The organism is Streptomyces aculeolatus, assembly GCF_020400605.1.
Taxonomy (GTDB): domain Bacteria; phylum Actinomycetota; class Actinomycetes; order Streptomycetales; family Streptomycetaceae; genus Streptomyces; species Streptomyces aculeolatus.
This window is the reverse complement of record NZ_JAINRD010000010.1, coordinates 180,773-207,131: the sequence shown is the minus strand read 5'-3', so window position 1 is coordinate 207,131 and position 26,359 is coordinate 180,773. Positions and strand designations below refer to the sequence as shown.

At 74.1% G+C, this 26,359-nt stretch carries 21 protein-coding genes; 14 read left to right on the top strand and 7 right to left on the bottom strand.

Annotation, left to right across the window (positions count from 1 at the left end; translation table 11 throughout):
- The first annotated feature begins 20 nt into the window (after positions 1-20).
- Together LG396_RS19150 and LG396_RS19145 are read left to right on the top strand one after the other, a co-directional pair.
- A complete protein-coding gene (locus tag LG396_RS19150) occupies positions 21-1,418 on the top strand; it encodes an MFS transporter (RefSeq protein WP_225795683.1) in 1,398 nt (465 codons plus the stop codon).
- Positions 1,415-2,587, top strand: a complete 1,173-nt coding sequence (locus LG396_RS19145; RefSeq protein WP_225795682.1) for an FAD-dependent monooxygenase — start codon at positions 1,415-1,417, stop codon at positions 2,585-2,587. The genes LG396_RS19150 and LG396_RS19145 overlap by 4 nt, the downstream gene beginning before the upstream one ends.
- An 84-nt stretch (positions 2,588-2,671) precedes the next feature.
- Here the strand turns inward: LG396_RS19145 and LG396_RS19140 are convergent, their stop codons facing one another.
- Positions 2,672-3,910 carry an ROK family transcriptional regulator gene (locus tag LG396_RS19140; RefSeq protein WP_225795681.1) on the bottom strand — a complete coding sequence of 413 codons (1,239 nt, stop codon included), beginning with the start codon at positions 3,908-3,910 and terminating at the stop codon, positions 2,672-2,674.
- 162 nt (positions 3,911-4,072) lie between these two features.
- On the opposite strand from LG396_RS19140, the gene LG396_RS19135 reads away from it, so the two are divergent.
- The 6 genes from LG396_RS19135 (at position 4,073) to LG396_RS19110 (ending at position 13,061) form a co-directional block, all read left to right on the top strand.
- Positions 4,073-5,566 carry a sulfatase family protein gene (locus LG396_RS19135; protein WP_225795680.1) on the top strand — a complete coding sequence of 498 codons (1,494 nt, stop codon included), beginning with the start codon at positions 4,073-4,075 and terminating at the stop codon, positions 5,564-5,566.
- Positions 5,563-6,462: an ABC transporter permease gene (locus tag LG396_RS19130; protein ID WP_225795679.1), complete on the top strand. Its 900-nt coding sequence runs from the start codon at positions 5,563-5,565 to the stop codon at positions 6,460-6,462. Before LG396_RS19135 ends, LG396_RS19130 begins: the two co-directional genes overlap by 4 nt.
- Before the next feature lie 2 nt (positions 6,463-6,464).
- Positions 6,465-7,247: an ABC transporter ATP-binding protein gene (locus LG396_RS19125; RefSeq protein ID WP_225795678.1), complete on the top strand. Its 783-nt coding sequence runs from the start codon at positions 6,465-6,467 to the stop codon at positions 7,245-7,247.
- A complete protein-coding gene (locus LG396_RS19120) occupies positions 7,244-8,272 on the top strand; it encodes an aliphatic sulfonate ABC transporter substrate-binding protein (RefSeq protein WP_225795677.1) in 1,029 nt (342 codons plus the stop codon). Before LG396_RS19125 ends, LG396_RS19120 begins: the two co-directional genes overlap by 4 nt.
- A complete protein-coding gene (locus LG396_RS19115) occupies positions 8,269-10,503 on the top strand; it encodes a DUF4838 domain-containing protein (protein WP_225795676.1) in 2,235 nt (744 codons plus the stop codon). The genes LG396_RS19120 and LG396_RS19115 overlap by 4 nt, the downstream gene beginning before the upstream one ends.
- Positions 10,504-10,691: 188 nt before the next feature.
- Positions 10,692-13,061 (top strand): glycoside hydrolase family 20 protein, encoded by a 2,370-nt coding sequence (locus LG396_RS19110; RefSeq protein ID WP_225795675.1) that lies wholly within the window; start codon positions 10,692-10,694, stop codon positions 13,059-13,061.
- A 79-nt stretch (positions 13,062-13,140) separates the two neighbouring features.
- Here the strand turns inward: LG396_RS19110 and LG396_RS19105 are convergent, their stop codons facing one another.
- From LG396_RS19105 to LG396_RS19080, 6 genes are all read right to left on the bottom strand, one after another.
- A complete protein-coding gene (locus LG396_RS19105) occupies positions 13,141-13,974 on the bottom strand; it encodes a 6-phosphogluconolactonase (protein ID WP_225795674.1) in 834 nt (277 codons plus the stop codon).
- Between the two features lie 4 nt (positions 13,975-13,978).
- Positions 13,979-14,809, bottom strand: a complete 831-nt coding sequence (locus tag LG396_RS19100) for a carbohydrate ABC transporter permease (protein ID WP_018835294.1) — start codon at positions 14,807-14,809, stop codon at positions 13,979-13,981.
- A gap of 4 nt (positions 14,810-14,813) precedes the next feature.
- Positions 14,814-15,797, bottom strand: coding sequence for a carbohydrate ABC transporter permease (locus tag LG396_RS19095; protein ID WP_225795673.1), 984 nt, complete (start codon positions 15,795-15,797; stop codon positions 14,814-14,816).
- Complete coding sequence (locus LG396_RS19090) at positions 15,794-17,185, bottom strand: ABC transporter substrate-binding protein (RefSeq protein WP_225795672.1); 1,392 nt, start codon at positions 17,183-17,185, stop codon at positions 15,794-15,796. Before LG396_RS19090 ends, LG396_RS19095 begins: the two co-directional genes overlap by 4 nt.
- 133 nt (positions 17,186-17,318) lie before the next feature.
- The gene (locus tag LG396_RS19085) at positions 17,319-18,275 is read right to left on the bottom strand and encodes a TIM barrel protein (RefSeq protein WP_225795671.1); all 957 of its coding nucleotides are present in this window, start codon (positions 18,273-18,275) and stop codon (positions 17,319-17,321) included.
- The gene (locus LG396_RS19080; RefSeq protein ID WP_225795670.1) at positions 18,272-19,441 is read right to left on the bottom strand and encodes a Gfo/Idh/MocA family protein; all 1,170 of its coding nucleotides are present in this window, start codon (positions 19,439-19,441) and stop codon (positions 18,272-18,274) included. The genes LG396_RS19085 and LG396_RS19080 overlap by 4 nt, the downstream gene beginning before the upstream one ends.
- 181 nt (positions 19,442-19,622) lie before the next feature.
- Here LG396_RS19080 and LG396_RS19075 point away from each other — a divergent pair, with 181 nt between their 5' ends.
- From LG396_RS19075 to LG396_RS19050, 6 genes are all read left to right on the top strand, one after another.
- Positions 19,623-20,366, top strand: a complete 744-nt coding sequence (locus LG396_RS19075) for a GntR family transcriptional regulator (protein WP_225795669.1) — start codon at positions 19,623-19,625, stop codon at positions 20,364-20,366.
- A gap of 90 nt (positions 20,367-20,456) precedes the next feature.
- Positions 20,457-21,404 carry an ROK family protein gene (locus LG396_RS19070; RefSeq protein ID WP_225795668.1) on the top strand — a complete coding sequence of 316 codons (948 nt, stop codon included), beginning with the start codon at positions 20,457-20,459 and terminating at the stop codon, positions 21,402-21,404.
- A gap of 251 nt (positions 21,405-21,655) precedes the next feature.
- Positions 21,656-22,522 carry a peptidoglycan-binding protein gene (locus LG396_RS19065; RefSeq protein WP_225795718.1) on the top strand — a complete coding sequence of 289 codons (867 nt, stop codon included), beginning with the start codon at positions 21,656-21,658 and terminating at the stop codon, positions 22,520-22,522.
- Positions 22,523-22,695: 173 nt separating this feature from the next.
- Entirely contained in the window at positions 22,696-23,244 is a 549-nt protein-coding gene (locus LG396_RS19060; RefSeq protein ID WP_225795667.1) for a 2Fe-2S iron-sulfur cluster-binding protein, read from the top strand.
- On the top strand, positions 23,241-24,239 hold the full coding sequence (locus LG396_RS19055; protein ID WP_225795666.1) for an FAD binding domain-containing protein: 999 nt from the start codon (positions 23,241-23,243) through the stop codon (positions 24,237-24,239). The genes LG396_RS19060 and LG396_RS19055 overlap by 4 nt, the downstream gene beginning before the upstream one ends.
- On the top strand, positions 24,236-26,347 hold the full coding sequence (locus tag LG396_RS19050; RefSeq protein WP_225795665.1) for a xanthine dehydrogenase family protein molybdopterin-binding subunit: 2,112 nt from the start codon (positions 24,236-24,238) through the stop codon (positions 26,345-26,347). Before LG396_RS19055 ends, LG396_RS19050 begins: the two co-directional genes overlap by 4 nt.
- Positions 26,348-26,359 lie beyond the last annotated feature (12 nt).

Here is a 26,359-nt window from a genome sequence, read left to right as displayed (position 1 = left end):
TCGGCTCGGAAAGGACCCTCATGACCTCAACCCTGGCTCCACCCATCCCCATCGGAAAGGCCGCCGTCGGGGCCCTCGGCATGCTGGCCGTCGCCACCGGCGCCCTGGAGTCGGTGGTGACGCCGACGCTCCCGCTCCTCCAGCGCGAGCTGCATCTGAGCCCGGCGGAAGGCGCGCTGCTCAGCGTCGCGCTCCTCATCACCGGCGCGCTCACCACCCCGATCGCCGGCAAGTTCGGCGACCGCTACGGCGGGAAGCGGGTCCTGATCCGGCTGATGGCGGTGGTCTCGGTGGGCGGCCTGGTGTCCGCCGTGGCACCGAACCTGCCGGTGCTGCTGCTCGGCCAGGTGCTCCAGGGCGCGATGGTGGGCGCGCTGCCGCTGTCGTTCATCGTCGTACGCGCCCACTTGCCCGCCGGCGAGTCGAAGGTGGCCATCGGGGTCGTCAGCGGGCTGTTCCTCGCGGGCGGGATGACGGGCACCCTGGCGGCCGGGCCGGTGGCCGAAGAGCTGTCCCGGCACTGGATGTTCGCGCTGCCGACCTTCGCGGTCATCGGGTCGACGCTGCTGGTGCAGCGGCTGATGCCGTCCGACGGGCCCGGCCGCTCCGACGACCGCGGGATCGACTGGCCGGGCCTGCTGCTGCTGAGCGGCGCGCTGGGCACGCTCATGACCATCCTCGCCAAGCTCCCGGAACTCCGCTCGCGGCCCCTGGTGCTCGCGGCCCTCGTCGCGGCACTGGCCGCCTTCACGGTCGGCTGGACCGCCGTCGAGCGCCGCGCGTCCGCGCCGATGATCGACCTGCGCATGCTGGCGCGCCCGGAGATCTGGAAGGCGTGCGTCCTGACGTTCCTGATCTGCGTCGGGACCTCGGTGCCGGTCTTCCTCGTACCGCAGTTGCTCGCGCTGCCCAAGGAGGCGTACGGGTTCGGGGCCGGCGCCACCGCGATCGGCTTCCTCCTGCTGCCGGGCGCCGTGGCCGCGTCGCTGGCCGGGCCGCTCGGCGGGCTCGGGACGCGGCGGTTCGGCTCGCGCGCGGTGGTCGGCACCGGGGCCGTCATGCTCGCCGTGTCGCTGTTCGCCCTGGCGGCCGTGCACGGCGAGGTCTGGCACGTCGTCGTCGGCAAGGCGCTGATCGCGCTCGCCAACGGCCTGTGCGTCACGGCGATGATGACCAGCACCGCCACGTCCGTCGAGCAGCGCGACACCGGCATCGCCAGCAGTCTGATCCTGGTCACGCGCGTGGTCGGCTTCGCCGTGGGCGCGCAGCTCGCCGGCGCCCTCCTCACCGCCGGGACCCCCGCGGGCGGGCAGATCCCGGCCGAGTCCTCCTTCGTCACCGGCCTCGTCATAGCCGGCGCCGTCGCCGCGCTGTCCCTGCTGGTCACGCGCACCATGAGCAAAGGAGCCAAGGAATGAGCACCACGCCCACCCGCGTCCTGATCTCCGGGGCGAGCATCGCGGGCCCCGCCCTCGCGTACTGGCTGAACCGCCGCGGATACGAGGTCACGGTGGTGGAGAAGGCGAGCACCCTCCGCGCCGGCGGCTACCCCATCGACGTACGCGGCACCGCCCTGGAGGTCGTCCGCAGGATGGGCATACTCCCGCGGCTGCGGGACGCCCACATCGACCTGCGCCGGCTCACGTTCCTCGCCGGCGACGGCAGCACGGTGGCCGCGGTCCACCCGCACTCCGTCACCGGCGGCGTCGCGGGCCACGACCTGGAGGTACGGCGCGGCGACCTGGCCGACGCCCTGTACGCGGCGGTCCGCGACGACGTGGAGTTCGTCTTCGACGACTCGGTCGACACCCTGGAGCAGCACGGCCGCGGGGTCGACGTCGCCTTCCGCGGGGGCGGGAGGCGTACGTACGACATGGTGTTCGGCGCGGACGGGATGCACTCGCGCACCCGGGAGCTGCTCTTCGGCCCCGAGGAGCAGTTCCACCGCTACCTCGGCTACTGCTTCGCCGTCTTCACCGTGCCCAACACCTTCGGACTCGACCACGAGACCGTCATGTGGAACACCCCCGGCAGAGCCGCCGCGCTCTACGCCACCGGCCCCGGCGACGACGTCCACGCCTTCCTGAACTTCGCCCGCCCCGCACCGCCGTTCGCCGCCTTCCCGGACCCGCGGGCCCAACGGCACCTGGTCGCCGAGGTCTTCGCCGACGCGGGGTGGGAGGTCCCGTGGATGCTGACCGCGATGCAGGAGGCGGACGACGTGTTCTTCGACGCGGTAGCCCAGATCCGGATGCCCCGCTGGTCGAGCGGCAGAGCCGCCCTGCTCGGCGACGCCGCGTACGCCCCCTCGTTCCTCACCGGCCAGGGCACCAGCCTCGCCCTCGTCGGCGCGTACATGCTCGCCGCCTCGCTGGCCGACCGGGACCACACCGGGGGCCTGGCCGCGTACGAACACGCCACCCGCGACTTCGTCACCCGGAACCAGGACCTGGTCGGCGAAGGCGGCGCGACCCTCTTCCCGACCACCCCCGAGGCCCTCGACGCCCGCAACACCAGGCTCCGCGCCCTCACCTCCCTCCCCGCCCCGCGTCCCCGCCCGGAGCACACGGCCCTCGCCCTCCCCTGAGACTCCGCTCGGTTCACGCGCCGTTGCCCGAGCGGAAAGCCCCGGTCGCCCCAGGGGGCGACCGGGGCCCTCGAGTCCGCAGGTTCAGCCGCCCGGTACCGCTCCCTGCCCGGCCGCGGCGGCCGCGGAGGCCGGGTCGCCGCCGCCGGCCGGATGCCCGCCGGCCGTGCTCGCGGTGTGCAGCAGCAGCGCCACGCCCCCGCGGGCCGCGGCGTCGGCGCCCAGCGTCGCGGGCCGCACCGCGATGGTGCGGGCGGCGGCCGGCAGGGACAGGGCGGCGACCTGCTCCGCCACGTGATCGAGCACCAGACCGCCCAGCGCCGCGGGCTCGGCGTCGATCAGGATGCACTCGGGGTCGAGGTGGCCGGCGAGGGCGGCGAGGGTCCGGCCGACGGTCGCGGCGGCCTCGCGTACGACCTCGACGGCGACCGGATGCCCTTCGGCGGCCCGCGCGGTGAGTTCGTCCGCGTCGGCGACGGCGGCGCCCCGCGCGGCGCAGGCCCCGAGGAGCGCGGGGATGCTGACGGCGCCCTCCAGGCAGCCGCGCCCGCCGCAGTGGCAGGGCGGCCCTTCGGGGTCGCAGCTCGTGTGCCCGATCTCGCCCGCGGTGCCGTGGGCGCCGTGCACCAGGCGGCCGTCCACGACGAGGCCGCCGCCGACGCCGTGTGCCCAGCGCAGGTAGACGATGTTGCGCAGGCCGCGGCCCGCGCCCCAGGTGGCTTCGGCGAGCGCGGCCAGGCGGGCGTTGTTGTCGGTACGCACCGGGGCGCCGAAGCGCTCGCCGAGCGCAGCCGCGATCTGCCCGGCGAACGGTGTCATGTCGTGCGGCACCTGTGAGGCGGGGTCCCGTACGAAGCCCACGAGGCCGAGCCCGATGGCCTGGAGCGGGGCGAGCGAGATGCTCTCGCGGCGCACCAGTTCCTCCACCGCGGCGACCGCCTGCGCCGCGGCCTGCTCGGGCTCGCCGGCGCGGGACAGCGGGGCGCTGTACCGGCCGACGAACTCGTGGGCGCAGTTGGCGATCACCACCTGGATCTGGTCGCGGCGCAGGTCGATCCCGATCAGCTCGGCCCCGTGCGCGTTCAGGGCGATCTCCAGCGGCGGCCTGCCGTTGCGGCGCGGTCCGTCCTGCGGCGTGGGCTGCTCGACGACGGCCTTGCGTTCCAGCAGGTCGGAGACGATGCGGAACAGCGTGGTACGGGACAGTCCGACCCGCTTCATGAGCTCGCTGCGGCTGAGTGCGCCGGACCGGCGCAGCTCGCCGAGGACCGCGGCTTCGTGTGCGCCGCGCAAGCGCTGAAGGGCGTCGGTGCGTTCGCTCATGGGCGCATCGTCGTCCGCGCCCGGGACTTCTGTCAACGCGTGGGAAGAAGCTGCGACGAGGTTAGTCCCAAGGGTTGACGTAAATCGCCGCACGTCCTTACGGTTCCGGTCACCGGGCCGCGGCACACCCGTACGACAACCCCCCGGAAGGGCGGCAGGCCAGTGTCTCCGCGCAACATCCTCTTCCTGATGACCGACCAGCACCGGGTGGACACCCTCGGCTGCTACGGCAATCCCACCGTCAAGACACCCGCCCTCGACGCGCTGGCGGCGGCGGGCACCCGCTTCGACCGCTTCTACACGCCGACCGCGATATGCACCCCGGCCAGGGCGTCACTCGCCACCGGACTGCACCCGTTCCGGCACGGCATGCTCAACAACCCCGAACGCAACGGCGGCAGCAAGGACGAGCTGGACGACGACGCCCCGCTGCTCTGGCGCCGGCTGCAGGACCACGGCTACCGGGTCGGTCACGTCGGCAAGTGGCACATCGGCCGCGAACGCGGCCCGGAGCACTACGGCCTCGACGGCGAGCACCTGCCCGGCGCTCTCAACCCCTTCCACCACCCGTCGTACGGGAAGTGGCTGGCCGAGCACCGCTATCCGCCCTTCGCCGTGGCCGACCCCGTCTTCGGCACCGCCGCCAACGGCACCGGGCGCGGCCACCTCATCGCCGGCCGGCTGCGGCAGCCCGCGCACGCGACCGTCGAGGCCTTCCTGACCGAGCGCACACTCGAACTGCTCGAACGCTACGCCGCCGCCCGGCAGTCGGACGGCACACCGTTCATGCTCTCCTGCCACTGGTACGGGCCCCACCTGCCGTACCTGATCCCGGACGAGTACTACGACCTCTACGACCCCGCCGACGTACCGCTGCCCGCCTCCATGGCGGAGACCTTCGCCGGCAAGCCCGACGTGCAGCGCCGCTACAGCGAGTACTGGTCGGCCGACGCCTTCGACGCCGACGCCTGGCGCAAGCTCATCGCCGTCTACTGGGGCTACGTCACCATGATCGACCACCAGGTCGGCCGCCTGGTCACGGCCCTGAAGCGGCTCGGGCTGTGGGACGACACGGCGGTGTTCTTCACCGCCGACCACGGCGAGTTCACCGGCGCCCACCGGCTCAACGACAAGGGCCCGGCGATGTACGAGGACATCTACCGCATCCCCGCCATCGCCCGCGTCCCCGGCGCCCCGGCGGGCCGGGTCCGCGACGACTTCGCGACCCTCACCGACCTCAACCCGACCCTGTCGGACCTGGCCGGCGCTCCCCGTACCGAGTACTGCGACGGCAGCAGCCTGCTGCCGCTCCTCCACGGCGCCGCCGCGGCCGACGGCGAACGGGACCAGGTGGTCGCGGAGTTCCACGGCCACCACTTCCCGTACTCCCAGCGCATGATCCGCGACCGGCGGCACAAGCTCGTGCACAACCCGGAGAGCACGCACGAGCTGTACGACCTCCAGGCCGATCCGCACGAGCTGCGCAACGTCTACCGCGCCCCCGCCTACGCCGCCGTGCGCCGGGACCTCACGGTCCGGCTCTACCAGGAGCTGCAGCGGCGCGGCGATCCCGCCTACACGTGGATGAGCTACATGGCCGACATCGGCGGCGGCCGCGCGGCGGACGTGGACGGCGTCGCCGGGGAGGTGTCGTGAGCGCCCGGCTCACCGGCGGCGGGCGCCTCCGCGCCGGTGAACCCGCCGCCCCCGGCGACCCGGAGGCACCGCCGCGGCACCCGGGGCCGAAGCCGGCGGCGGGCGGGGAGCAGCCCGCACCCGGCCCGGCGCCCTCCGGCCGCGGTCGCCGGTTCCTCGTGTCGGCCGCCTTCGGCGCCGCCTCCGCCGTGCTCGGCCTGCTCCTCTGGATCGCCCTCGCCGCCGGCGGCGTCGACGACTTCCCGGGCCCCGTGCCCGTCGCCCGCCGCGCAGGCACGCTCCTCGCGGACGGGACGCTCCTCGAGGACGCGTGGTCGAGCCTGCGCCGGGTGCTCACCGGGTTCGCACTCGGGACCGCGCTCGCCGTCCCCGTCGGCTTCGTACTGGGCTGGTACCCGGTGGTGCGCCGGCTGGTCGAGCCCTGGCTGCAGTTCTTCCGCATGGTGCCGCCGCTGGCGATCATCCCGCTGGCGATCGTGCTGATGGGCATCGACGAGAAGCCGAAGATCTTCGTCATCTTCCTCGCGGCCTTCCTGACCTCGGTCGTCTCGACCTTCCAGGGCGTCGTCGCCGTCGACGTCACCCTGGTCAACGCCGCCCGTGTGCTGGGCGCCCGCGACCGGCAGGTCTTCCTCGGCGTCGTGGTCCCGGCCTCGACCCCGTTCATCCTCGTCGGCATGCGCGTCGGCCTCGGCGCCTCCTGGGCCACGGTGGTCGCCGCCGAACTGATCGCCGCCCAGGGCGGACTGGGCTTCCGCATGCAGCAGGCCCAGCTCTACAACGACCTCACGACGATCTTCGTCCAGCTGATCGCCATCGGCACCATCGGCCTCGCCATGGACCGGTTGCTGCTGCTCGCCGAGCGACGGCTGACGCAGTGGCAGGAGCGGAGATAGCCATGCCGACCATCGCCTTCCGCGCGGTGACGCGCCACTTCACCACGAAAAGCGGCGGCTTCACCGCCCTCGACCGGGTGAGCCTGGACATCGCCGACGGCGAGTTCGTCACCGTCGTCGGCCCGTCGGGCTGCGGCAAGTCCACACTGCTCAACATCGCGGCCGGACTCCTCGAACCCACCGCGGGCGACGTCGCCGTCGACACCGAGCCCGTCCGGGGCCCCGGGCCCGAACGCGGCGTCATCTTCCAGCAGTACGCGCTCTTCCCCTGGATGACCGTGGCCGCCAACGTCGAGTACGGGCTGAAGGTCGCCGGCGTACCCCGGGGGCAGCGGCGCGAGCGGGCCCGGGCGGTGATCGACCTCGTCGGACTCGCCGACTTCGCCGACGCGCTGCCCAAGACCCTGTCGGGCGGCATGAAGCAGCGCTGCGCCATCGCCCGGGCCTACGCCGTCGACCCGAAGATCCTGCTCATGGACGAGCCGTTCGGCGCGCTCGACTCCCTGACCCGGGTACGCATGCAGGACGCCCTGCTCGACACGTGGAGCCGGGACCGCCGGACGGTCATGTTCATCACGCACGACGTCGACGAGGCCGTGTACCTCGCGGGCCGCGTCGTCGTCATGGCCGCACGCCCCGGCCGCATCCACAGCGTCATCGACGTGGACCTGCCCTACCCGCGCACCGAGGAGCAGCGGCTCTCGCCCGCCTTCGCCGAACTGCGCGCCCGGGTGTGGAGCGCCGTCCACCACCAGCCCGCCGCCCCCGAAGGAGCCACGCCGTGAACCCACCCCGCACCCTCCGCCGCAGACTGACCGGCCTGCTGCTCGCGCTCGTGCTGCTCCCCGCCGCGAGCGGCTGCGGCGACGACGGCCCTGAGGCCGCCGAAGGCGGCGACCGGGCCGTGACGTTCGGCTATATCGCCGACTACAGCGGCGCCGCCGCGCTGGCCGTGGCCGACCGGCAGGGCCTGTGGGACGAGGCCGGCATCGAGCCGGAGCTGAAGGTCTTCACCAACGGGCCGCTGCAGGTCCAGGCGCTCGACGGCGGCGACCTCGACTTCGGCTACCTCGGCCCGGGAGCGCTGTGGATGCCCGCGTCCGGCCGGGCGGCCATCGTCGCCGTCAACATGCTCGGCCACGCCGACCGGGTCATCGCCCGTCCGGACACCGGCATCACCGGCCCCGCCGACCTCAAGGGAAAGAAGGTGGCCGTCCCCGAGGGCACGTCCGGCGAGATGATCCTCAACCTGGCGCTGCGCGAGGCCGGGCTGGCGCCGGACGACGTCGAGAAGGTCCGTATGGACCCCTCCACCGTCGTCACCGCCTTCTCCTCGGGCCAGGTCGAGGCCGCCGCCATCTGGTACCCGCTCGTCGACACCATCAAGGCGAAGGTGCCGGACCTGGTGGAGGTCAGCTCGACCACCGACTACTACCCGGAGCAGACCTTCCCCAACGTCTTCGTGGCCCGGCCGCAGATCGCCGAGGAGGACCCCGAGCTGGCCCGGGAGGTCACCGGGGTGCTGAAGGCGGCGGGCGACTGGATCGCGGCGCACCCGGAGGAGTCGGAGAAGGTGACCGCCGAGTTCCTCGACCTGCCGCCCGAGCAACTCGCCGGTTCCACCGAGCACGTCGAGGTCCTGACCTCCGCGAAGCTCACGAAGCTCACCGAGGACGGCACCGTCGCGGGCTGGTTCGACGAACTCGCCGGGCTCTTCGAGGAGATGGGCACGCTGCCGGAGCCGGGCAAGGCCGAGGACTACTACCTCGGCGACCTCTACACGTCCGCGGGAAAGGGAGAGCACAGATGACCGGAACACCACGACGTGGCTTCCTCGCCGGCACCGCCGGCCTCACCGCGGCCGCGGCCCTCGCGGGCCCGGCGGGGGCGGCGGGGGCGGAGTCGGAGCCCGACGCGGCCGGCGCCGCGCTGACGCTGGTCGCCCGCGGGCGGGCCCGTGCCACCGTGCTCTGGCACGGCGGCGGCAGCACCCGGTTCGCCGCCGCCGAGGTACGCGACTACGTCCACCGGATCACCGGCGTACGCCTGCCGCTGCGCCCGGCCCGCCTCGCCCCCGACGGGCCGGTGCCCGACGGCGTCGGCGGCTTCGTCGCGCTGCGGGCCGGCACGGGACCGGACGACACCGTGCCCGCAGCCCGCGTCGCCGCCGCCGCGGCGGAACTGTCCGGCGCGCCCGAGGACGCTTTCGCCGTGCACGTCGACGACGCGTACGCCGTGCTCACCGGCCTCGGCGACCGCGCCCCCCTCTACGCGGCCTACGCGCTGCTGGAAGGGCTCGGCGTCCGCTTCTTCGCCCCGGCGTTCCCCGCCTACGAGGGCCACCACGAGTACGTCCCGCGCAGCCGCTCCCTCGCCGTCCCGGCCCGGCGCCTCGCGGACCGGCCGGCCTGGACCATGCGCCGCCAGTACGCGGAAGAGGGCTACAGCCACAACGACGCGACCCTGCCTCCGCTGCTCGACTGGATGGCGAAGAAGCGCCTCAACACCTTCGTCCACCCCACCGACTACCTCGGCATCGGCGTCACGGTCTACGACGAGGTACGCGACGTGCTGGTCCGCGAGGCGGGCAGGCGCGGCATCCGCATCGAGTCCGGCGGCCACGGCTACGACACGTTCCTGCCGCCGGAGGACTATCCGCAGTTCTACGAGTCCGGCGGCCCGCTCTTCGACATCTACAACCCCGAAGCACTCGACGCCTACGTGGCGCGCGTCGTGGCCTTCCTGGCCGAGCGCCCTGAGATCACCGTCTTCGACTGCTGGCCGCCGGACGTCTGGCAGTTCCAGAAGCCGATCCTCGACCGCTACGGCACCCCGTCCAACGCCGAGTCCGTCGTCGTCAACGCCCTGGCCGCGGCGGTGCGCGAGCAGCTGCCCGGCGTGCGCGTCGAGCGCATCGCCTACGCCTCCACGTTGCAGCCACCCGACCCGGAGTACGCCACCGACCCCGACGTCGTCGTCGACTTCGCCCCGTACGCCCGCACCTACGCCGGCCCTCTCGACGACCCGGCGATCCCCGCCAACGTCCGGCACGCCGAAGCCCTGCGCGCCTGGCGGGAGTCGTACCGCGGCACCCTGTCGATGTACGAGTACTACCGCCGCTACCGGTGGCGGAGCCTGCCCGTGCACCCGCTCGCGACCATCGCGGGCGACGCGGCCTTCACGGCACGCACCGGCGCGAACGGCGTCGGCATGTACTGCGAGCCCGCCGACTGGATCACGTACGAGCACGTCCAGAACCTGGTCGCCGCGCTGGCCTGGGACCCGGCGCTGGACGCCGGCGGCCACCTGGCGGACTACCTGCGGACCCGCTTCGGCGTCGCGGCGGTCCCCGCCATGCGCACGTACTACGACCTGACCCGCTTCGACCCCGACACCCGGGCCGCCGCCGCGCTGCACGAGAGCTACGCCGGGGCCCGGGACGCGCTGACCGCGGCCGCCGGGCACGCGGCCGGCGAGGGTGCGCGCCTGGTCGTCGACCGGCTGGCGCGCAACGCCGACATCGCCCTCGCCGACATGGCCGTCGGGAAGGCGCCGCCGGACAGCCCGGAACAGCGGGCCGCCCGGCTGGCCTACCGGCGCCTGGTCCAGCGCAACCGCTTCAACGGCGTCAGCCTCCCCAACGTGCAGGCCCGGGGGCGCTGGGGGAACGAGGGGTCCTACGGCGACGCCGAGGTGCGGCGCAACATCGCCGACGACTACCGCGCCGCCGCGGCCGGCTTCGCCGACCCGGGCGAGTTGACGCTCGTCCGCGGCGGCGACCCGGCGTCCGTGACGGTCGAGGCGCAGGACGTGGACTTCACCGGCCACACCGTCACCTGGACCGCCGTCGCGCCCGAGGGCGTGCGGGTGGAGCCGGCCGGCGGCACCCTCCGGGTGGCGGGGACCCGGGGCGGCGCGCAGCGCGTGGCCGTCACCGCGACGGCCGCCGCGCCCGCCGGGGAGCACCGCGTCACCCTGGTGTTCCGCCTCGCGGACGGCCGCCGGCAGCCGTCGGCGCACCGGTGGCTCACGGTGGAGTGAACGCGTACCGGTCCGCCCGGCACCGAGCGGTCGGTGCCGGGCGGACCGGCGCCAACTCTGCTCGGTCATGCACGAAGTAGTGGGACTTCTTGCAGAAATCCGCACGCACACTCTTGCGGCCCGGTTGGACCAGTGGTGTAGTCCACTGCGCCGGGCATCAACCCCACGCCTCCCTGGAGGGCCGCATCTTGGGCAGCAGCCACGTCTCCCGCAGAACCGTGATCACGGCCGTCACCGTCGCCGCGGCGGCCACGGCACTGCCGCAGGCTCCGGCGACGGCGGTGCCCCGGGCCGCGCGTTCGGAGGCCTCCGCGGACGGCCCCGACGCCCGCCCCGCCGTCGCCCCCGCGCTCCAGGAATGGACCGGCGGCACGGGGGAGTTCCGCCTCACGGCCGGCTCGCGCGTGGTCCTCGCGCCCCGCGACGCCGGACGGCTGATGCCGCTGGCCGCACAGCTGACGAAGGACATCGCCGACGTCACCGGCGTCCGGACGGCCGCCCCGCTGGTCTCCGCCACCGCGCCGGCGGGCGCCGTCGTCCTGCGGCTCGACAGCGGTGACACGCACCCCGCCGGCGGCGAGCTGTACGCCCGCGAGGGCTACACCTTCGAGGCGACGGCGCGGAACGTCACCGTCACCGCCCCCGCGTACAGCGGTGTCTACTACGGCACCCGCACCCTGCTGCAGATCCTCCTCGGCGACGAGCTGCGCAGCCGGGTCCCGGCCGGCACCGCACGCGACTGGCCCAACTACCGGCTGCGCGGCTTCATGCTGGACGTCGGGCGGCGCTTCTTCACCCCGGAGTTCATCCGCGACTACCTGCGCGTCATGGGCTGGTTCAAGCTCAACGACCTCCAACTGCACCTCAACGACAACGAGATCCAGCCGCCCGGCGGCGACTGGTCGCGCGCGTACGACGCCTTCCGGCTGCGCAGCGACAAGCCCGAGTGGGACGGCCTCGCCGCCCCCGACGGCTCGTACTCGCGCGCCGACTGGGACTCCTTCGAGGACACCGCCGCCCTGCACGCGGTCCAGCTGACGCCGGAGATCGACGCCCCCGCGCACGCGCGCTCGTTCGTGCGCTTCCGGCCGGACATCGGCCTCGGCGGCGCCAACTCCGACCACCTCGACCTGGGCAACCCGGACACCCTCCCCTTCATGGAGTCGGTCTTCGCCGAGTTCGCCCCGTGGTTCCGCAGCCCCGAGGTGCACTTCGGGGCGGACGAGTACACCGGTCCGGAGGAGCACTACCGCGCGTACTTCAACGGAATGGCAGCCCACCTGCGCGGTCTCGGCAAACAGCCGCGGGCCTGGGGCAGCCTGACCCGGATGGCCTCCGACCCGTCGGCCTACGACCGCGGGATCACGATGCACAGCTGGAACAACGGCTGGTACGGACCGCGGGCGGCGAAGGCCGACGGCTACGAGATCGTCAACACCAACGACGCGCTGCTGTACATCGTGCCGTTCGCCACGTACTACCACCCGCTGGGCCTGGACGGGCCGTACCTCTACGACAGCTGGGAGCCGCACGTCTTCCCCGGCGACCAGAGCCTGGAGCCCGGCGACCCGAAGCTGCGCGGGGCGATGTCGGCCGTCTGGAACGACCTGGTGCACGCCGACTACACCGAGCGGGACGTGCACGGGCTGGTGGAGAAGACGTTCGGCATCCTGGGGCAGAAGATGTGGAGCGGCGCCGCCGCGGGCGTCTCGTACGGCGACTTCACCGGGCGGCTGCGGCGCGCGGCCCTCGGCCCCGGACTCTCGGCGGTCGCGCCGACGAGGCCGGAGCCGGAGCAGGTGTCCTTCGGCGCGGCGGCCGCCGCCTCCTCCGGCGCCCACCCGGGGGCCGCGACGGACGGCAACCCCGTCACGCGCTGGACCAGCGGGGCGGAACGGGGCGGGCCCTGGCTGCGGATCGACCTCGGCGAGCCGCGGAGCTTCGCCCGGGTCCGGCTCGACTGGGCGGCGGACCACGGCCGTTCGTACGACGTGGAGGTCTCCGGCGACGGCTCCGCGTGGCGCACGGTGGCGGGCCGCCGGGACCGCGACCGGGCGGGCTGGGACGAGCTGGCGTTCGAACCCGTGCACGCCCGCCATGTGCGGCTGCGGGGCCGCGAGCGCGGCAGCGCCCGCTGGAGCCTGTGGTCCGTCCAGGTCCTCGACACCCCCGACCTGGCGCGCGGGAAGCCGACGACGGCGTCCTCCGCCGAGACGCCGTCGCTGGCCGCCCCGCGAGCGACCGACGGCGACCCCGGCACCCGCTGGAGTTCCGCCTACACGGACGACGAGTGGCTGGCCGTCGACCTCGGCACCGGCACCCCGGTCGGGCGGGTCCTGCTGGACTGGGAGACGGCCGCCGGCCGCGACTACGACATCCAGGTCTCGCCGGACGGCACGACGTGGACCACGGTCGCCGAGCGCCGCGGCCGCGACGCGGCCGGCGAGGACGCGGTGGTGCTGGCGGAGCCGGTCACCGCACGGCACGTACGCATGCTCGGGCTGGCGCGGCAGACGGACTACGGATACTCCCTCTACCGCTTCGAGGTCCGCGGCTGAACCGGCTCCGCCCCGCAGGGAGTACGGGCCCGCCGGCCCCGGTGCACCGCGGTGCACCGGGGCCGGCGGCCTGTTCCGCTCAGCCGTCCGCCCGGCTCCCCGCGTACGGCGCGGGCCCGGCGGCGAAGGCGGCGGCGTCGACGTAGAGCGCCGGGTCGCGGCAGTCGGCGACGAGGGTCGCCGGCCACTGCGGGTCGTACGCCGTGCTCGCGGCCAGCCGCCGCACCGCCTCCCGCTTGTGCGCGCCGTGCACGGCCATCACCGCGCGGCGGCTGTGCGCGACGATGGTGCGCACGCCCACGGTCACGCCGTGCCGAGGCACCTCCGCCAGGTCGGCGAAGCCGGGGAAGGTGCCCATGTTGTCGGCGCGGGTGGTCTCCGCGAGCGCCGTGATCCGGCTGCCCGAGTCCGCCGCCGTACCCGGCGGGTTGAACGCGACGTGCCCGTCGGAGGCGCCCGAGGCCAGCAGGAACAGGTCCACCCCGCCGGCCTCCGCCAGCCGCACGTCGTACGCGGCCGGGTCCTGCGGGGACGGGAACCACACCGCGTCGGCGGGCATCGAACGGCCGGGCCCGGCCGCCGCGTCGAGCGGTCCGGCGATCTCCTCGGCGGCGAAGCGGTGGCAGCTGTGGTGCGCGGTGTGGTCGATGTCCCGGAAGCCGCCGCCCGGCGCCGGCAGCACGTACTCGTCCATCATCGCGATCACCACGTGGCGCAGGTCGAGGCCGCGGGCCGCGGTCAGCCGGGCCAGCGCCCGGTACACCGGCCGGGGGCTGCGACCGCCCGGGCACCCCAGCACGTACCGGCGGCCCGCCTGCCCGGCGGCGGCGATGCCGTCGGCGATCTCGGCGGCGAGTGCCGCGCCGAGGCCGTCGGGGGTGGCGAAGACGCGGGGGGTGAGGGGGGCAGGCACGGAGTCACTCCTTGACGGCGCCCGCGAGCATGCCGCTGATCATGCGGCGCTGCAGGGCGAGGTAGGCGATGAGTACGGGCAGCGCGACGAGGACGGCCGCGGCGGCGGTGACCCCCGGGTCGCTGTTGCGGCGGTTGCCGGAGAAGAACGACAGCGCCAGCGGCGCCGTCTGCACGCTCGCGTCGTCGGGTACGAGCACCAGCGCCAGCAGGAACTCGTTCCAGGCGAAGAGGAACAGCAGGGTGGCCAGGGTGCCGATGGCGGGCAGGGCCATCGGCAGCAGGACGGAGCGCAGGGTCCGCAGCCGCGAGGCGCCGTCCACGGAGGCCGCCTCGCGCAGCGCGGCGGGGGTGGAGACGAAGAACGTGCGCATCCAGAAGATCGCGAACGGCAGGGAGAGGCCGATCTGCGGCAGGATCAGGCCCGCATAGGTGTTGACCAGGCCCCAGTCCTTGAGCTGGTAGTACAGCGGGATGACGGTGGCCTCGTACGGCATGACCAGGCCGGCCAGCAGCAGCACCAGGAACACGCCCTTGAGCGGGAAGGGGAAGACCGCGAAGGCGTAGCCCGCGAGCACCGCCATCACCAGGGTGCCGATCACCACGCTGGTGGCGACCAGCAGCGACGACAGCAGCGGCTGCGCGTCGAGGCCGCGGTCCCAGGCTTCGGTGAAGTTGGCGAAGCTGATGCTGGTGGGCAGCGAGAATCCGCTGGTACGGGCGCCCGGTTCGCCGAGGGCGAGCAGCAGCACGGACAGGAACGGATACAGGGCGACACAGGCGGCGCCGATGAGGATGGCGTGGCCGATGGCACTCTGGCGTCTGCTGACGTGCATGGTGTCAGCCCTCCTTCCCGCGCACCAGGCGCATGATCACTGCGGTGACCGCGAGGACGAGCACCGTCAGACAGACGGACAGGGCGGAGGCGGCGCCCACCTCGCGGGTGAGGAACGCGCCCTGGTAGATGAAGACGCTGGGCACCGAGGTGGACTCGCCGGGGCCGCCGGCGGTGGTGTTCCACACCAGGTCGAAGTTGCGCAGCGCGTACGTGACGGTCAGGACCAGCGCGATGGCGATCTCCCCGCGCAGTGCGGGCAGCGTGACGGTGAAGAACTCCCGGACGGGCCCGCAGCCGTCGAGCCGCGCGGACTCGTACAGCTCGGTGGGGATCTTCTGCACGCCGGCCAGGAACAGCACCATGCACAGGCCGAACATCACCCAGGTGCCGACAAGCCCGACCGCGGGCAGCGCGGTCGCGTAGTCGCCGAGCCAGGCGCGGGTCAGCGAGCCGAGGCCGACGGCGCGCAGCGCGGCGTTCAGCGGGCCGTCGATGTCGTACACCCAGCGCCAGGAGACCGCGACCACGACGGTGGCCAGGATCTGCGGTACGAACAGCACGGCGCGGAAGAACGACAGCCCGCGCACCCGCATCCGCGACATCAGCCCGGCCAGCGCCAGGCCGATGGCGACGGGCAGGACCGCGTAGAAGACGACGAAGACCAGCGAGTGGCCGAGGGCGGCGAGGATGCGGCTGTCGCCGAGCAGTTCGCCGTAGTTGTCCAGACCGGTCCAGCGGCCGACGGTGAGGCCGTCCCACTCGAACAGCGAGATCCAGGCCGTCTGGCCGAGGGGGCGCAGGACGAACAGGCCGTAGCAGACGGCGGCGGGCAGCAGGTAGAGGAAGGAGGGCCAGTACTGGCGCGAGGCCCAGGCGCGCACCCGCCCGGATGCGCCGACCCGCCGCGCCGGGGCCGCCCCCGCCCCGGGCCCGGCACCGGTGTCCGCGCCCGCGGTGCCGGAACGCGGCGTGCTGAGCGTGCTCATGAGGCGTCCTCGGCGCCGGCCCCGGCCGCCTCCCGCTGCTCCGCGGCGAAGTCCTGCCAGTCCTCCTGGAGTGCCTCGGTGAACCCCGCGGGGCTGGTACGTCCCGACAGCAGGTCCTGGGTGGTGGCGCCGACGGTGTCGTACATGGTCGTCGACGCCCAGTCGAGGTAGAAGTTCTGGCCGTCGTCGGCGAGCAGCTTCAGTCCGGTGTCGTTGACCGCGTCGGCCACGGGGCTGGTGGCCTCCGCGGAGCCGGTGACCGGGGTACGGCCCACGTCGGCGATGGACTGGGCGAAGTCCTCGCTCATCAGCATGTCGAGGAAGGCGACGGCGGCCGGGAGCTTCTTCGTCTTGGCGGAGATGTGCCAGCCCATGCCCAGCGAGCCGACGGTGGCGCGGGTGCCGTCCGGGCGGGTCGGGAGGGTGAAGCCGACCTCGCCCTTCATCGACTCCTGGAGCGCGGGCGCGTTCCAGGAGCCGGCCACGAGGAAGGCGCCCTTGCCGGCGGCGAACTTCGCGACCGCGTCGTCGGAGGAGATGCCGTCGTAGCCGCGGCCGAAGTAGCCGTCGTCGGCCCACTCCTGGACGGTACGGGCGGCGTCCTGCGTGCCCTTGTCCGCCACCGTCGCCCCGGGCACGCCGCTGACCCACGACCGGACGTCCCTGCTGGACACGTTCTGGCCCTGCACCAGGCCGATGACCTGACTGGCCGGGTACTTCTCGGCGTTGCCGAGCATGAGGGGCTGCCGGCCGGCGGCCTTGACCTCGTCCAGGGCCGCGGTGAACTCCCGGTAGGTCCCGGGCGGCTCGATGCCGAGGCCGTCGAGGATCTCGCGGTTGTAGAAGACGCCGACGTACTCGGTCACCGGGCTGATGCCGTAGAGGCTGCCGGAGCCGAAGAGCGCGCCGTCCGGGGTCCAGCGGTACTGCTTGAGCGCGCCGTCGGTGTAGGTGTTCTCCCAGCCGTAGGTGCGCATCACGTCGTCGAGCGGGCGGAGCAGGCCGGCCCTGACCAGCGGGCCGTCGGTGCCGTAGCCCTGGTTGCCCTGGGCGAGGTCGGGGGCGTCGGAGCCGGAGAGGGAGTTGGGGACGGTCTTGAGCAGGTCGTCGAAGCCCTTGGTGACGACCTCGACCTCGACGTTCGGGTACGCCTTCTCGTAGCGCGGCACCAGCGCCTCGAGCGTCTGCTCCTCGCCGGCGTCGGCGAGGACGCGCAGGGTGGTGTCGCCCATCTTCGCGACGTCCTCGGGGGTGACGCGCTCGGTGATCCGCGGGCCCTCGAACCCGGAGGAGGCGGCACCGCCGCCCGCCCCCGGGACGCCGCAGGCGCCCGCCAGCAGCGCCGTCAGGGCGATGCCCGCCGCTGCGGTGATACGCGGTTTTCTCATGAGTGCTCCGACGTGACGGGCCCGCGCCGTCGCGGGCTGTGGAAGTGGCGGAACCACCTGGGGGTGTCGGTCGTGTCCAGGGGACGGGTGCTCGGGGCCGGGGCCGGGCACCGAGGGGGAGCCGGCGGGCGGCTCAGCCGGGCGGCCGGGCGGAGGCGGCCGCGGCCCCCCGCGCCAGCCAGGCCCTGTTGGCGGCCTGCTCCGCGGCCACCTGCGGGTAGTCCGCCGCGGAGGCCGGGGCACGGTCCTGCTCGACGAGCAGCCAGTCGCGGTAGCCGCCGGCCAGCAGTTCGGTGAGGAAGGCGTCGACGTCCACGTCACCGGAGCCGAAGGGCACGCACACGTCGGCCCACCACTCGTCGAAGTCCTTGCGGCCCTCGTCCTTGGCCCGCTGGAGCACCGCCACGCGCACGTCCTTGATATGCACGTGGTTGACGCGCTCGCGCCACCGCCGCAGGCAGCCGACGGGGTCCCCGCCGGCGAGCCGGACGTGCCCGGTGTCCAGGGTCAGCCCGACCTCGGTGAGCTCCAGCAGCCGGTCGACCTCCCAGGGGGACTCGACGTACGTGGAGACGTGCGGGTGGAAGGAGGGGCGCAGCCCGTACGAGCGGGCCAGTGCGACCGCGCGCTCGGAGAGCCGCGCCAGCCGGTCCCAGCCCTCCTCGTCCAGCGCGAGCCTGCGGTCGTCCCAGGCGCGGGCCGGGTTCTCCAGCAGCGCCTGGCTGCCCTCGTCGGCGAGGATCGCCAGCGGCTGCCCGCCCGACTGCTCGGCGCAGGCCGCCAGCTCGCGGCAGGTGCGCTCCATGCGCTCCATGTCGTACGCGACGACGTCGTCGCCGAGGGCGTAGTGCACGGGGATGTACGCGCCGACGGCGGCAAGACCGTGGCGGGCGAGGGCGGCCGCGGTCTGCTGCGGGGTGCCGAAGAACCCGGGCGGGCCGAGTTCGGTGCCCTCGTAGCCGGCCTCGGCCATGGAGGCCAGCAGCGCGTCGGGGGAGGCGCCGGCGCCGCCTGCGCCCTCGCCGTAGACGCCGTAGCTGACGGGCGCGTTGCCGAGGCGGACGCCCGCGGGGAGGTCGTGGCGCGTCATGCGGGCCGCCCCTTCCCGGCGGACGCGGCCTCGCCGCCGACCGTCACACCCTGGCCGGCGGCGATCGCCGCGAGCAGCGCCTGGAGGCAGCGCACGTCGGCCGCGGCGCCGGCGGCGTCCGAGCGGACGGGGGCGCCGGTGCGTACCGAGGCGGCGAACTCCTCCAGCTGGCGGACGAATCCGGTGTCGTACCCGTGCCGCAGGACGGCGTCCTGGCGTACCCCGTCCTCGGCGCGCTCCACGTGCAGCGAGGAGCGGACGTCGACCAGGTACGGCGGGGCCATGTGCAGGGCGAGGCGCCCGTCGCGGGCGAGTACGGCGATCTCCTCGCCGTACTCCGGGTGGTCGGGCAGCCAGTTCCAGTTCACCACCAGCCGGGCGTCCTGGCCCAGCGCGGCGGTGGCGAGCAGGCACGGCGGTTCGCCGCCGCCGGATATCGGCCCGGGCCACAGCTCGGCGTGCTCGAAGCGGTCGGGGAGGGTGAGCCCGAGGGCGCGCAGCACGGACAGCTCGTGGATCACTGAGCCGTTGAGCACGTCGCGGTAGTAGCGGCCCAGTTCCTCGGGGATGTCTCCGAGCGCCTCGGCGGTGCGTACGGCCTCGTAGGTCTGCGCCTCCCGGAGCGCGGCGGGGTCGGCGTCGCGCGCGGCCGGCGCGAGCCGGAGGTGGTCGACCTGCGGCTCGTCCGCCGGGTGCAGCACGGTGACGCGGACGGTGCGCGGGGTGTCCATGCGGGCCAGCTCCGCGGCGGCGGTCTCGGTCAGCGGGTCGTACATCTTCATGTAGCCGACCTGGAGCACCAGGCCGCGGGACGCGGCGAGTTCGCCCAGGACCGCCGCTTCCGCCGCGGTCAGGCACAGCGGCTTCTCGGCCAGGACGTGCTTGCCGGCCTCCAGCGCGGCGCGGGCGTCCCGTGCGTGGGTGCCGGGGGTGGCGAGCAGCACCGCGTCGACGTCGGGGTCGGCCAGCACCTGCGCGTAGTCGTGGGTGGCGCGCACCCCCGTGCCGGCCCGGGCCGCGACCTCGGCCGCCCGCGAGGGCGACAGGTCGCACACCGCGGCAAGCTCGAAGAGCGCGCCGAGCCGGTGGACGGCGGGCAGGTGCACCGACTGGGAGATGGTCCCCGCGCCGACGACGGCGAGGCGGACCGGTACGGGTACCGGCATCGAGGATTTCCTTGGGCTGGGACGCGAGGCGTGGCGGATCGGAGGCGGCGGAGTCCCGACCCGTGTCGGGCCCGGGTTCCGCCATGCCCCGGATGATGCACCACCTCAGACCAGATAGTCCAGTGATCAGACCATATTGCGATCTGGTCTGGCGATTGGTTGCTCTGGTATTTTCCTGCCTGTGACCGAACTCGACGAGCCCGCGAACGCCGGCCCCGCCGTCCAACTCGCCTTCCGCGAGCTGGGGATCCTCCTGGACAAGAGGGTCTGGACTCCGGGCAGCCGGCTGCCCGGCGAACGCGCCCTGGCCGGACAGCTCGGCGTGAGCCGCAGCAGCCTGCGCCAGGCCCTGGCCTTGCTGGAGGCCGAGGGCCGGGTGCACTCCTCCGCGCAGCGCGGGTGGTACGTCACGACGAGCGTGGTCAGCGAGCCGCCGAGCGTACTGAAGAGCTTCACCGACAACGCCCGCGAGCGTGGGCTGGTCCCCACCGGCCGCGTCCTGCACCGACGGGTGCGCCCGGCGGCGTACGAGGAGTCGCGGCGGCTGCGCATAGCGCCCGCCGCCGAGGTGCTGGAGATAGCGCGCGTGCGCGGCCTCGACACGGTGCCGGTGTGCTTCGAGACCACGGTGCTGGTACGGGCCAGGGCGGCGGGGCTGGAGAGCGTCGATCTCACCGACCGCTCGCTCTTCGCGACGCTGGAGGAAGTCGCGGGCGTCCGCGTGCTGCGCAGCGCCTACTCGGCGCACGCCGACGCCGCGGATGCCGAGGCGGCCCGGCTGCTCGGCGTCCCGGTGGGCTCCCCGGTCCTGGTCGGCGAGGAGATCACCTCCGACCAGGAGGACACACCGGTGCTGCTGTGCCGCTCGGTCTACCGGGGGGACGCCTACCGCTTCGAGGCGACGCTGCACCGTTCGCCGGACTGACGCTCCGCCGGCCGCCGGAGCGCGGCACCCCGGCTCCTCCCGGCGGGCAGCCGGAACGCGCACGCCCCTCCGGGCGGGAAGGTGAACAGCATGAGTACCACCACCGGCGTCACCGCCGCACTGGACGTCGGCGGCACGAAGATCGCCGCGGGGCTGGTGGCCGCGGACGGAAGCCTGCTGCACCGGCACCAGGCGCCGACCGCGGTCGCCCCCGGCGGCCGGCTGCGCGACCCGGGTCTGGCCGGCACCGCGGCGGGCCTGCGTGCCCTGCTGAAGCGAGCCGCGGAACTGGACCTCGACGTCACCGCGATCGGCGCCGGCTTCCCCGAATACGCCGCCCCCGACGGCCTGCTGACGAGCCATGAGGTCCTGGCCTGGGACCGCCAGCCCCGCGACGTCCTCGCCGCCGAGGCGCCGGGGCTGCCCTGCGTCACCGGCTCCGACGTGCGCTGCGGCGCACTCGGCGAGGCCCGGTACGGCGCCGGCCGCGACCACGACGGCTTCCTGTACGTCTCCCTCGGCACCGGCCTGTCCTCCACCCTGGTGCTCGACGGCATCCCGGTGCCCGGGCACCGCGGCGAGGCCATCGCACTCGGCGAGTTCGAGGTCCCCGCCTCCGTCGACCCCCGCTGGCCGGGCACCCTGGAGTCCTACTGTTCCGGGCTCGGCATCGGCGGACGGTACACCGCGCTCGGCGGCACCGGCACCCCTGGAGCCCGGGAGGTGGCGCGCCTCGCGGCCGCCGGCGACACCGCGGCCGGCCGCGTCCTCGACGGCGCGGGCGCCGCGCTCGGCACCGTACTCGCCATGGCGGTCCGGCTCCTCGACCCGCCCGCGGTCGTCCTCGGCGGCGGACTCGGCAGCGCACCGGGGCGGCTGCGCACCGCGCTGGACCACGCCTACCACCGCAGAACCGCCGCCCGCCCCGGCCCCCCGCCGCTGCTCACCGCGGCGCTGGGCCCGGACGCCGCGCTCATCGGCGCCGCCTGCCTGGCGACGATCCCCACGGCAAGGCCCGGGACGACACCGGGGCGTTGAGCCGCGTACGCGGCCGGGGAGATCCCCCTGTCCGCAGGTGACAGGCGGCGGCCTCCCGCAGGGCAGGCGGTCTGGAGGGCGGCGTCCTGACATGGCATGCTCTCGTCATAGCTACGCGAGTAGAACGAGCGGCATCCAGGGAGGAACGGGACATGTGTGAGCAGTGTGGTCCGGCGGAGACGTCGCAGGATGTCCGGTCTGCGGACCCGTCGCGCAGGAAGCTGGTCCTCGGCCTCGGTGCCGGGCTCGGCGTGGCGCTGGCGGGCGTACCGGCCCTGACCTCGTCCGCCTGGGCGGCGACGCTCAAGGACGGCCGGTGGTGCAACCCCGCCCTGGGCTACTTCCCGTCCGGCGGCCACTACGGGGCCCCGCGCGGCTCCTCGTCGCACGCCGGCCAGGACGTCACCAACTCGACCGGCACGGCCGTCTACGCCGCGGCTGCCGGCACCGTGATACGCCGCGGCACCGCGGTCGTTCCCGGGCGTACGGGGAACGGACTGGTCATCTCGCACGGCAGCGGGCGCTACACCTACTACGGGCACCTCAGCGTGTTCCGGGTGTCGCTCAACGCCACGGTTGCCGCGGGTCAGTGGATCGCCGACATGGGCGCCACGGGCAACGTGACCGGCCCCCACCTCCACTTCGAGACCCACAGCGGCGCGCTGGGCACCACGGTCAACCCCGTCTCCTACCTCGCCGCCCGCGGCGTGGACCTCGGCGGCGGCTGGTCGACGATCGACCCCGGCGCCGTGGGTGCGACCGTGAAGGCCGTCCAGCACCTGATCACCCAGCGCGGTACCACGCTGGTCGCCGACGGCGACTACGGCTCGGTGTCCGTCAACGCGGTCAAGAAGTTCCAGGCCGCCCGGGGCCTGGTGGCCGACGGCCAGGTCGGCCCGAAGACCTGGGCAAGCCTGGTGTACTCGCTCAAGCAGGGCAGCTCCGGAGCGCATGTGCGCGGGCTGCAGACAGCGTTGAACAAGCGCAGCGCGGGGATCGCGGTCGACGGCGACTTCGGCTCCGTGACCAACTCCGCCGTCCGCACTTACCAGAGCGTCAACCGCCTGGTCGTCGACGGCGTCGCCGGCCCGAAGACGTGGGCGGCCGCCGTCGGCTGACGGCACGGCCGGTGGTGCGGGGCGACACGCGCCGCGGGTTCCATGGCTCCGGATCCGGGCTTTTTATCGGTAATGTCCGGTTGTGAGCGTCGGCGCGGTCACCGGGTTTTCGCCCGGCGCAGCGTGGTACCCCTGCGCTGGGACCGACACCGGAGCGCCCCGGGAGGCGGCATATGGAACACCGGATCACCCTGCGGGTGGACGGCACCGAGAGGGCCGTGACGGTCGACTCGCGCACCACCCTGCTCGACGCACTGCGTGAGCGTCTGGGGGTGACCTCACCGAAGAAGGGCTGCGACCACGGCCAGTGCGGCGCCTGCACGGTGCTCCTGGAGGGCCGCAGGCAGCTGAGCTGCCTGACCTTCGCCGTCGCCCACGACGGCGACCAGGTGGTCACCGCCGAGGGGCTCGGCGAGGTACGAGGTGACGGCGGACTGCACCCGGTGCAGCAGGCGTTCATCGAGCAGGACGGCTTCCAGTGCGGCTACTGCACACCCGGCCAGGTCTGCTCCGCGGTCGGCATGCTCGACGAGGCGGAGGCCGGCCACCCCAGCCACGTCACCCGGGACCTGGCGCCGCCCGGCGCGCCGGACTCGCCCGCTCCGCTCGACGACGGGGAGATCCGCGAGCGGATGAGCGGCAACCTGTGCCGGTGCGGGGCGTACGTGAACATCGTCGCCGCGCTGCGCGAGACCGCGACGGCATCGCGGGGGGCGTCGTGATCCCCTTCGAGTACCGCCGGGCCGCCGACGCCCAGGAGGCGGTGGCCACCGTCGCCGCCCGTCCGGACGCCGTGTTCCTCGGCGGCGGCACCAACCTGGTCGACCACATGAAGCTCGGCGTCGCCGCGCCGCACATGCTCGTCGACGTGTCGCGGCTGCCTCTCACGGAGGTGGAGGAGACGCCCGGCGGCGGGCTGCGCGTCGGCGCGGCGGTGCGCAACAGCGACCTGGCCGCCCACCCCCTCGTACGGCAGCGCTACCCGGCGCTGGCCCGCGCGCTGCTCTCCGGCGCCTCCGGGCAGCTGCGCAACACCGCCACCACCGGCGGCAACCTCCTGCAGCGCACCCGCTGCCGCTACTTCCAGGACGTCACCACCCCGTGCAACAAGCGCGAGCCCGGCTCCGGCTGCGCCGCGATCGGCGGCTGGGACCGTCACCACGCGGTGCTCGGGGCCTCCGAGCACTGCATCGCCGTGCACCCCTCCGACATGGCGGTGGGCCTCCTCGCCCTGGACGCGACGGTGCATGTGCTCGGCGCGGACGGCGCCCGTTCGCTGCCGCTCGCCGATCTGCACCGGCTGCCGGGGGACTCCCCGGAGCGGGACACGGTGCTGGCGCACGGTGAGCTGATCACCGCCGTCGAGCTGCCGCCGGCGAGCGCCATGACCCGGTGGTCGACGTACCGCAAGGTCCGCGAGCGCGCCAGCTACGCCTTCGCCCTGGTGTCGGTCGCCGCCGCGCTGGACGTGGACGACGACAGCGGTGTCGTACGGGACGCGCGGGTCGCGCTCGGCGGCGTCGCCCACAAGCCGTGGCGCGCCGGGCGGGCGGAGGACGTGCTGCGCGGCGCCCCCGCGACGGAGGAGTCCTTCCGCCTGGCCGCCGGCGCCGAGTTGGCCGCAGCCGAGGTACGGGACGGCAACGCGTACAAGGTGCCGCTGGCCCGCAACACCATCGTTGCGGTCCTGCGCGACCTCACGGAGGCAAGGCGATGACCACTCTCCGCCCCCGCGCCGTCGGCACTCCGCTGGAGCGTCTGGACGGCCCGGCCAAGGTGACCGGGACCGCCCGCTACGCCTTCGAGCATCCCGTCGAAGACCCGCTCTACGTCCATCCGGTGCAGGCCGCCGTCGCCCGCGGCCGGATCACCGGCGTGGACACCGAGGCGGCCGCGGCCTGCCCCGGCGTCGCGGCCGTGCTCACCCACCGCGACGCACCCCGGCTCGAGGAGACCGGCGACGAGGAGCTGGCGGTGCTGCAGTCCGGCCGGATCGCGTTCCGCGGCCAGCTCGTGGGCGCGGTGGTCGCCGCGGACGCGGAGACCGCCCGGCACGCTGCCTCCCTGGTGCGGATCGCATACGAGGACGAGCGGCCAGACGTCGAGCTGCGTGCCGACCGCGACGACCTGTACGCCCCGGAGACCGTCAACCCCTTCTTCGCCACCGACACCGGGGAGGGCGACGTCGACGCGGCGATGGAGCGGGCCCCGGTCACCGTCGACGTCACGTACACGACACCGATGGAGCACAACAACCCGATGGAGCCGCACACCACGGTCGCCGTATGGCAGCCGGACTCCCCGGTGCGGCTGCTGCTCTACGCCTCCACGCAGGGCGTGCACACCGTACGCACCGCCCTCGCCCCGCTGTTCGGGCTGGAGGCCGACCAGGTGCGGGTGATCTCTCCGCACGTCGGCGGCGGGTTCGGCTCGAAGGGCATGCCGCACGCGCACGACGTGCTGGCCGCGCTGTGCGCCAGGGCGGTACCGGGCCGGCCGGTGAAGCTGGCGCTGACCCGCCAGCAGATGTTCACGCTCGCCGGGCACCGCACCCCCACGATCCAGCACCTGCGGCTGGGCTGCGGAACGGACGGCCGGATCACCGCGATCAGCCACGACGTGGTCGAACACACCGCCCGTATCAAGGAGTTCGCCGAGCAGACGGCCACCGGCACCCGGATGATGTACTCCGCGGCCAACCGCCGCACGTCGCACCGGCTGGCGGCGCTGGACGTGCCCGTGCCCTCCTGGATGCGGGCACCGGGCGAGTGCCCGGGCCTCTTCGCGCTGGAGTGCGCGATGGACGAACTGGCCGCCGCCTGCGGCCTGGACCCGATCGAGCTGCGGGTGCGCAACGACCCGCCGCAGGACCCCGAGACCGGGCGCCCCTGGTCCGGGCGGAAGCTGGTGGAGTGCCTGAGCGAGGGCGCCCGCCGGTTCGGCTGGGACCGGCGCGCCGCCGCTCCCGGCGCCCGCCGCGAGGGACGGGAGCTGGTGGGCCTCGGCGTGGCGTCGGCCACGTACCCGTACTACGCGAGCCAGGGCTCGGAGGCGCTGGTCCGCCACGAGGGCGCGGGCCGCTGGACGGTGCGGATCGGCGCGGCCGACATCGGCACCGGGACCTGGACGACACTCACCCAGATCGCCGCCGACGCGCTGGACGCGGCGCCGGACGACGTGACGCTGCACATCGGCGACACCGCACTGCCCCCGGCGACGGTGGCCGGCGGCTCCTCGGGCCTCGCGTCCTGGGGGTCGACGGTGGTCGCGGCCGTCCGCGCCTTCCGCGAACAGCACGGCGACGACCCGCCGCCTGGCGCCGAGTCCCGCGCCGGCACACCGGAGAACCCGGACCAGAAGAAGTACGCGCTGCACTCCTTCGGCGCGCACTTCGCCGAGGTACGGGTCGACGCCGACACCGGCGAGATCCGCGTGCCGCGGATGCTCGGGGTCTTCTCCGCGGGCCGCATCGTCAACCCGCGCACCGCCCGCTCCCAGTTCATCGGCGGCATGACCATGGGCCTGTCGATGGCGCTGCACGAGCACACCGTGCTGGACCCGCGCACCGGGCAGGTGGTGAACGACGACCTCGCCGACTACCACATCGCCGCGCACGCGGACGTCTGCGACCTGGACGCGGTCTGGCTGGACGAGGAGGACCCGCACAGCAACCCGATGGGCACGCGCGGCATCGGCGAGATCGGGATCGTGGGATCGCCGTCGGCCGTGGTCAACGCGGTGTTCAACGCCACCGGCGTGCGCGTACGGGACCTGCCGGCGACCCCGGACAAGCTGTTGGAGGGCCTGGACGCACTGCGCGCATGACGCCTCCCCGGC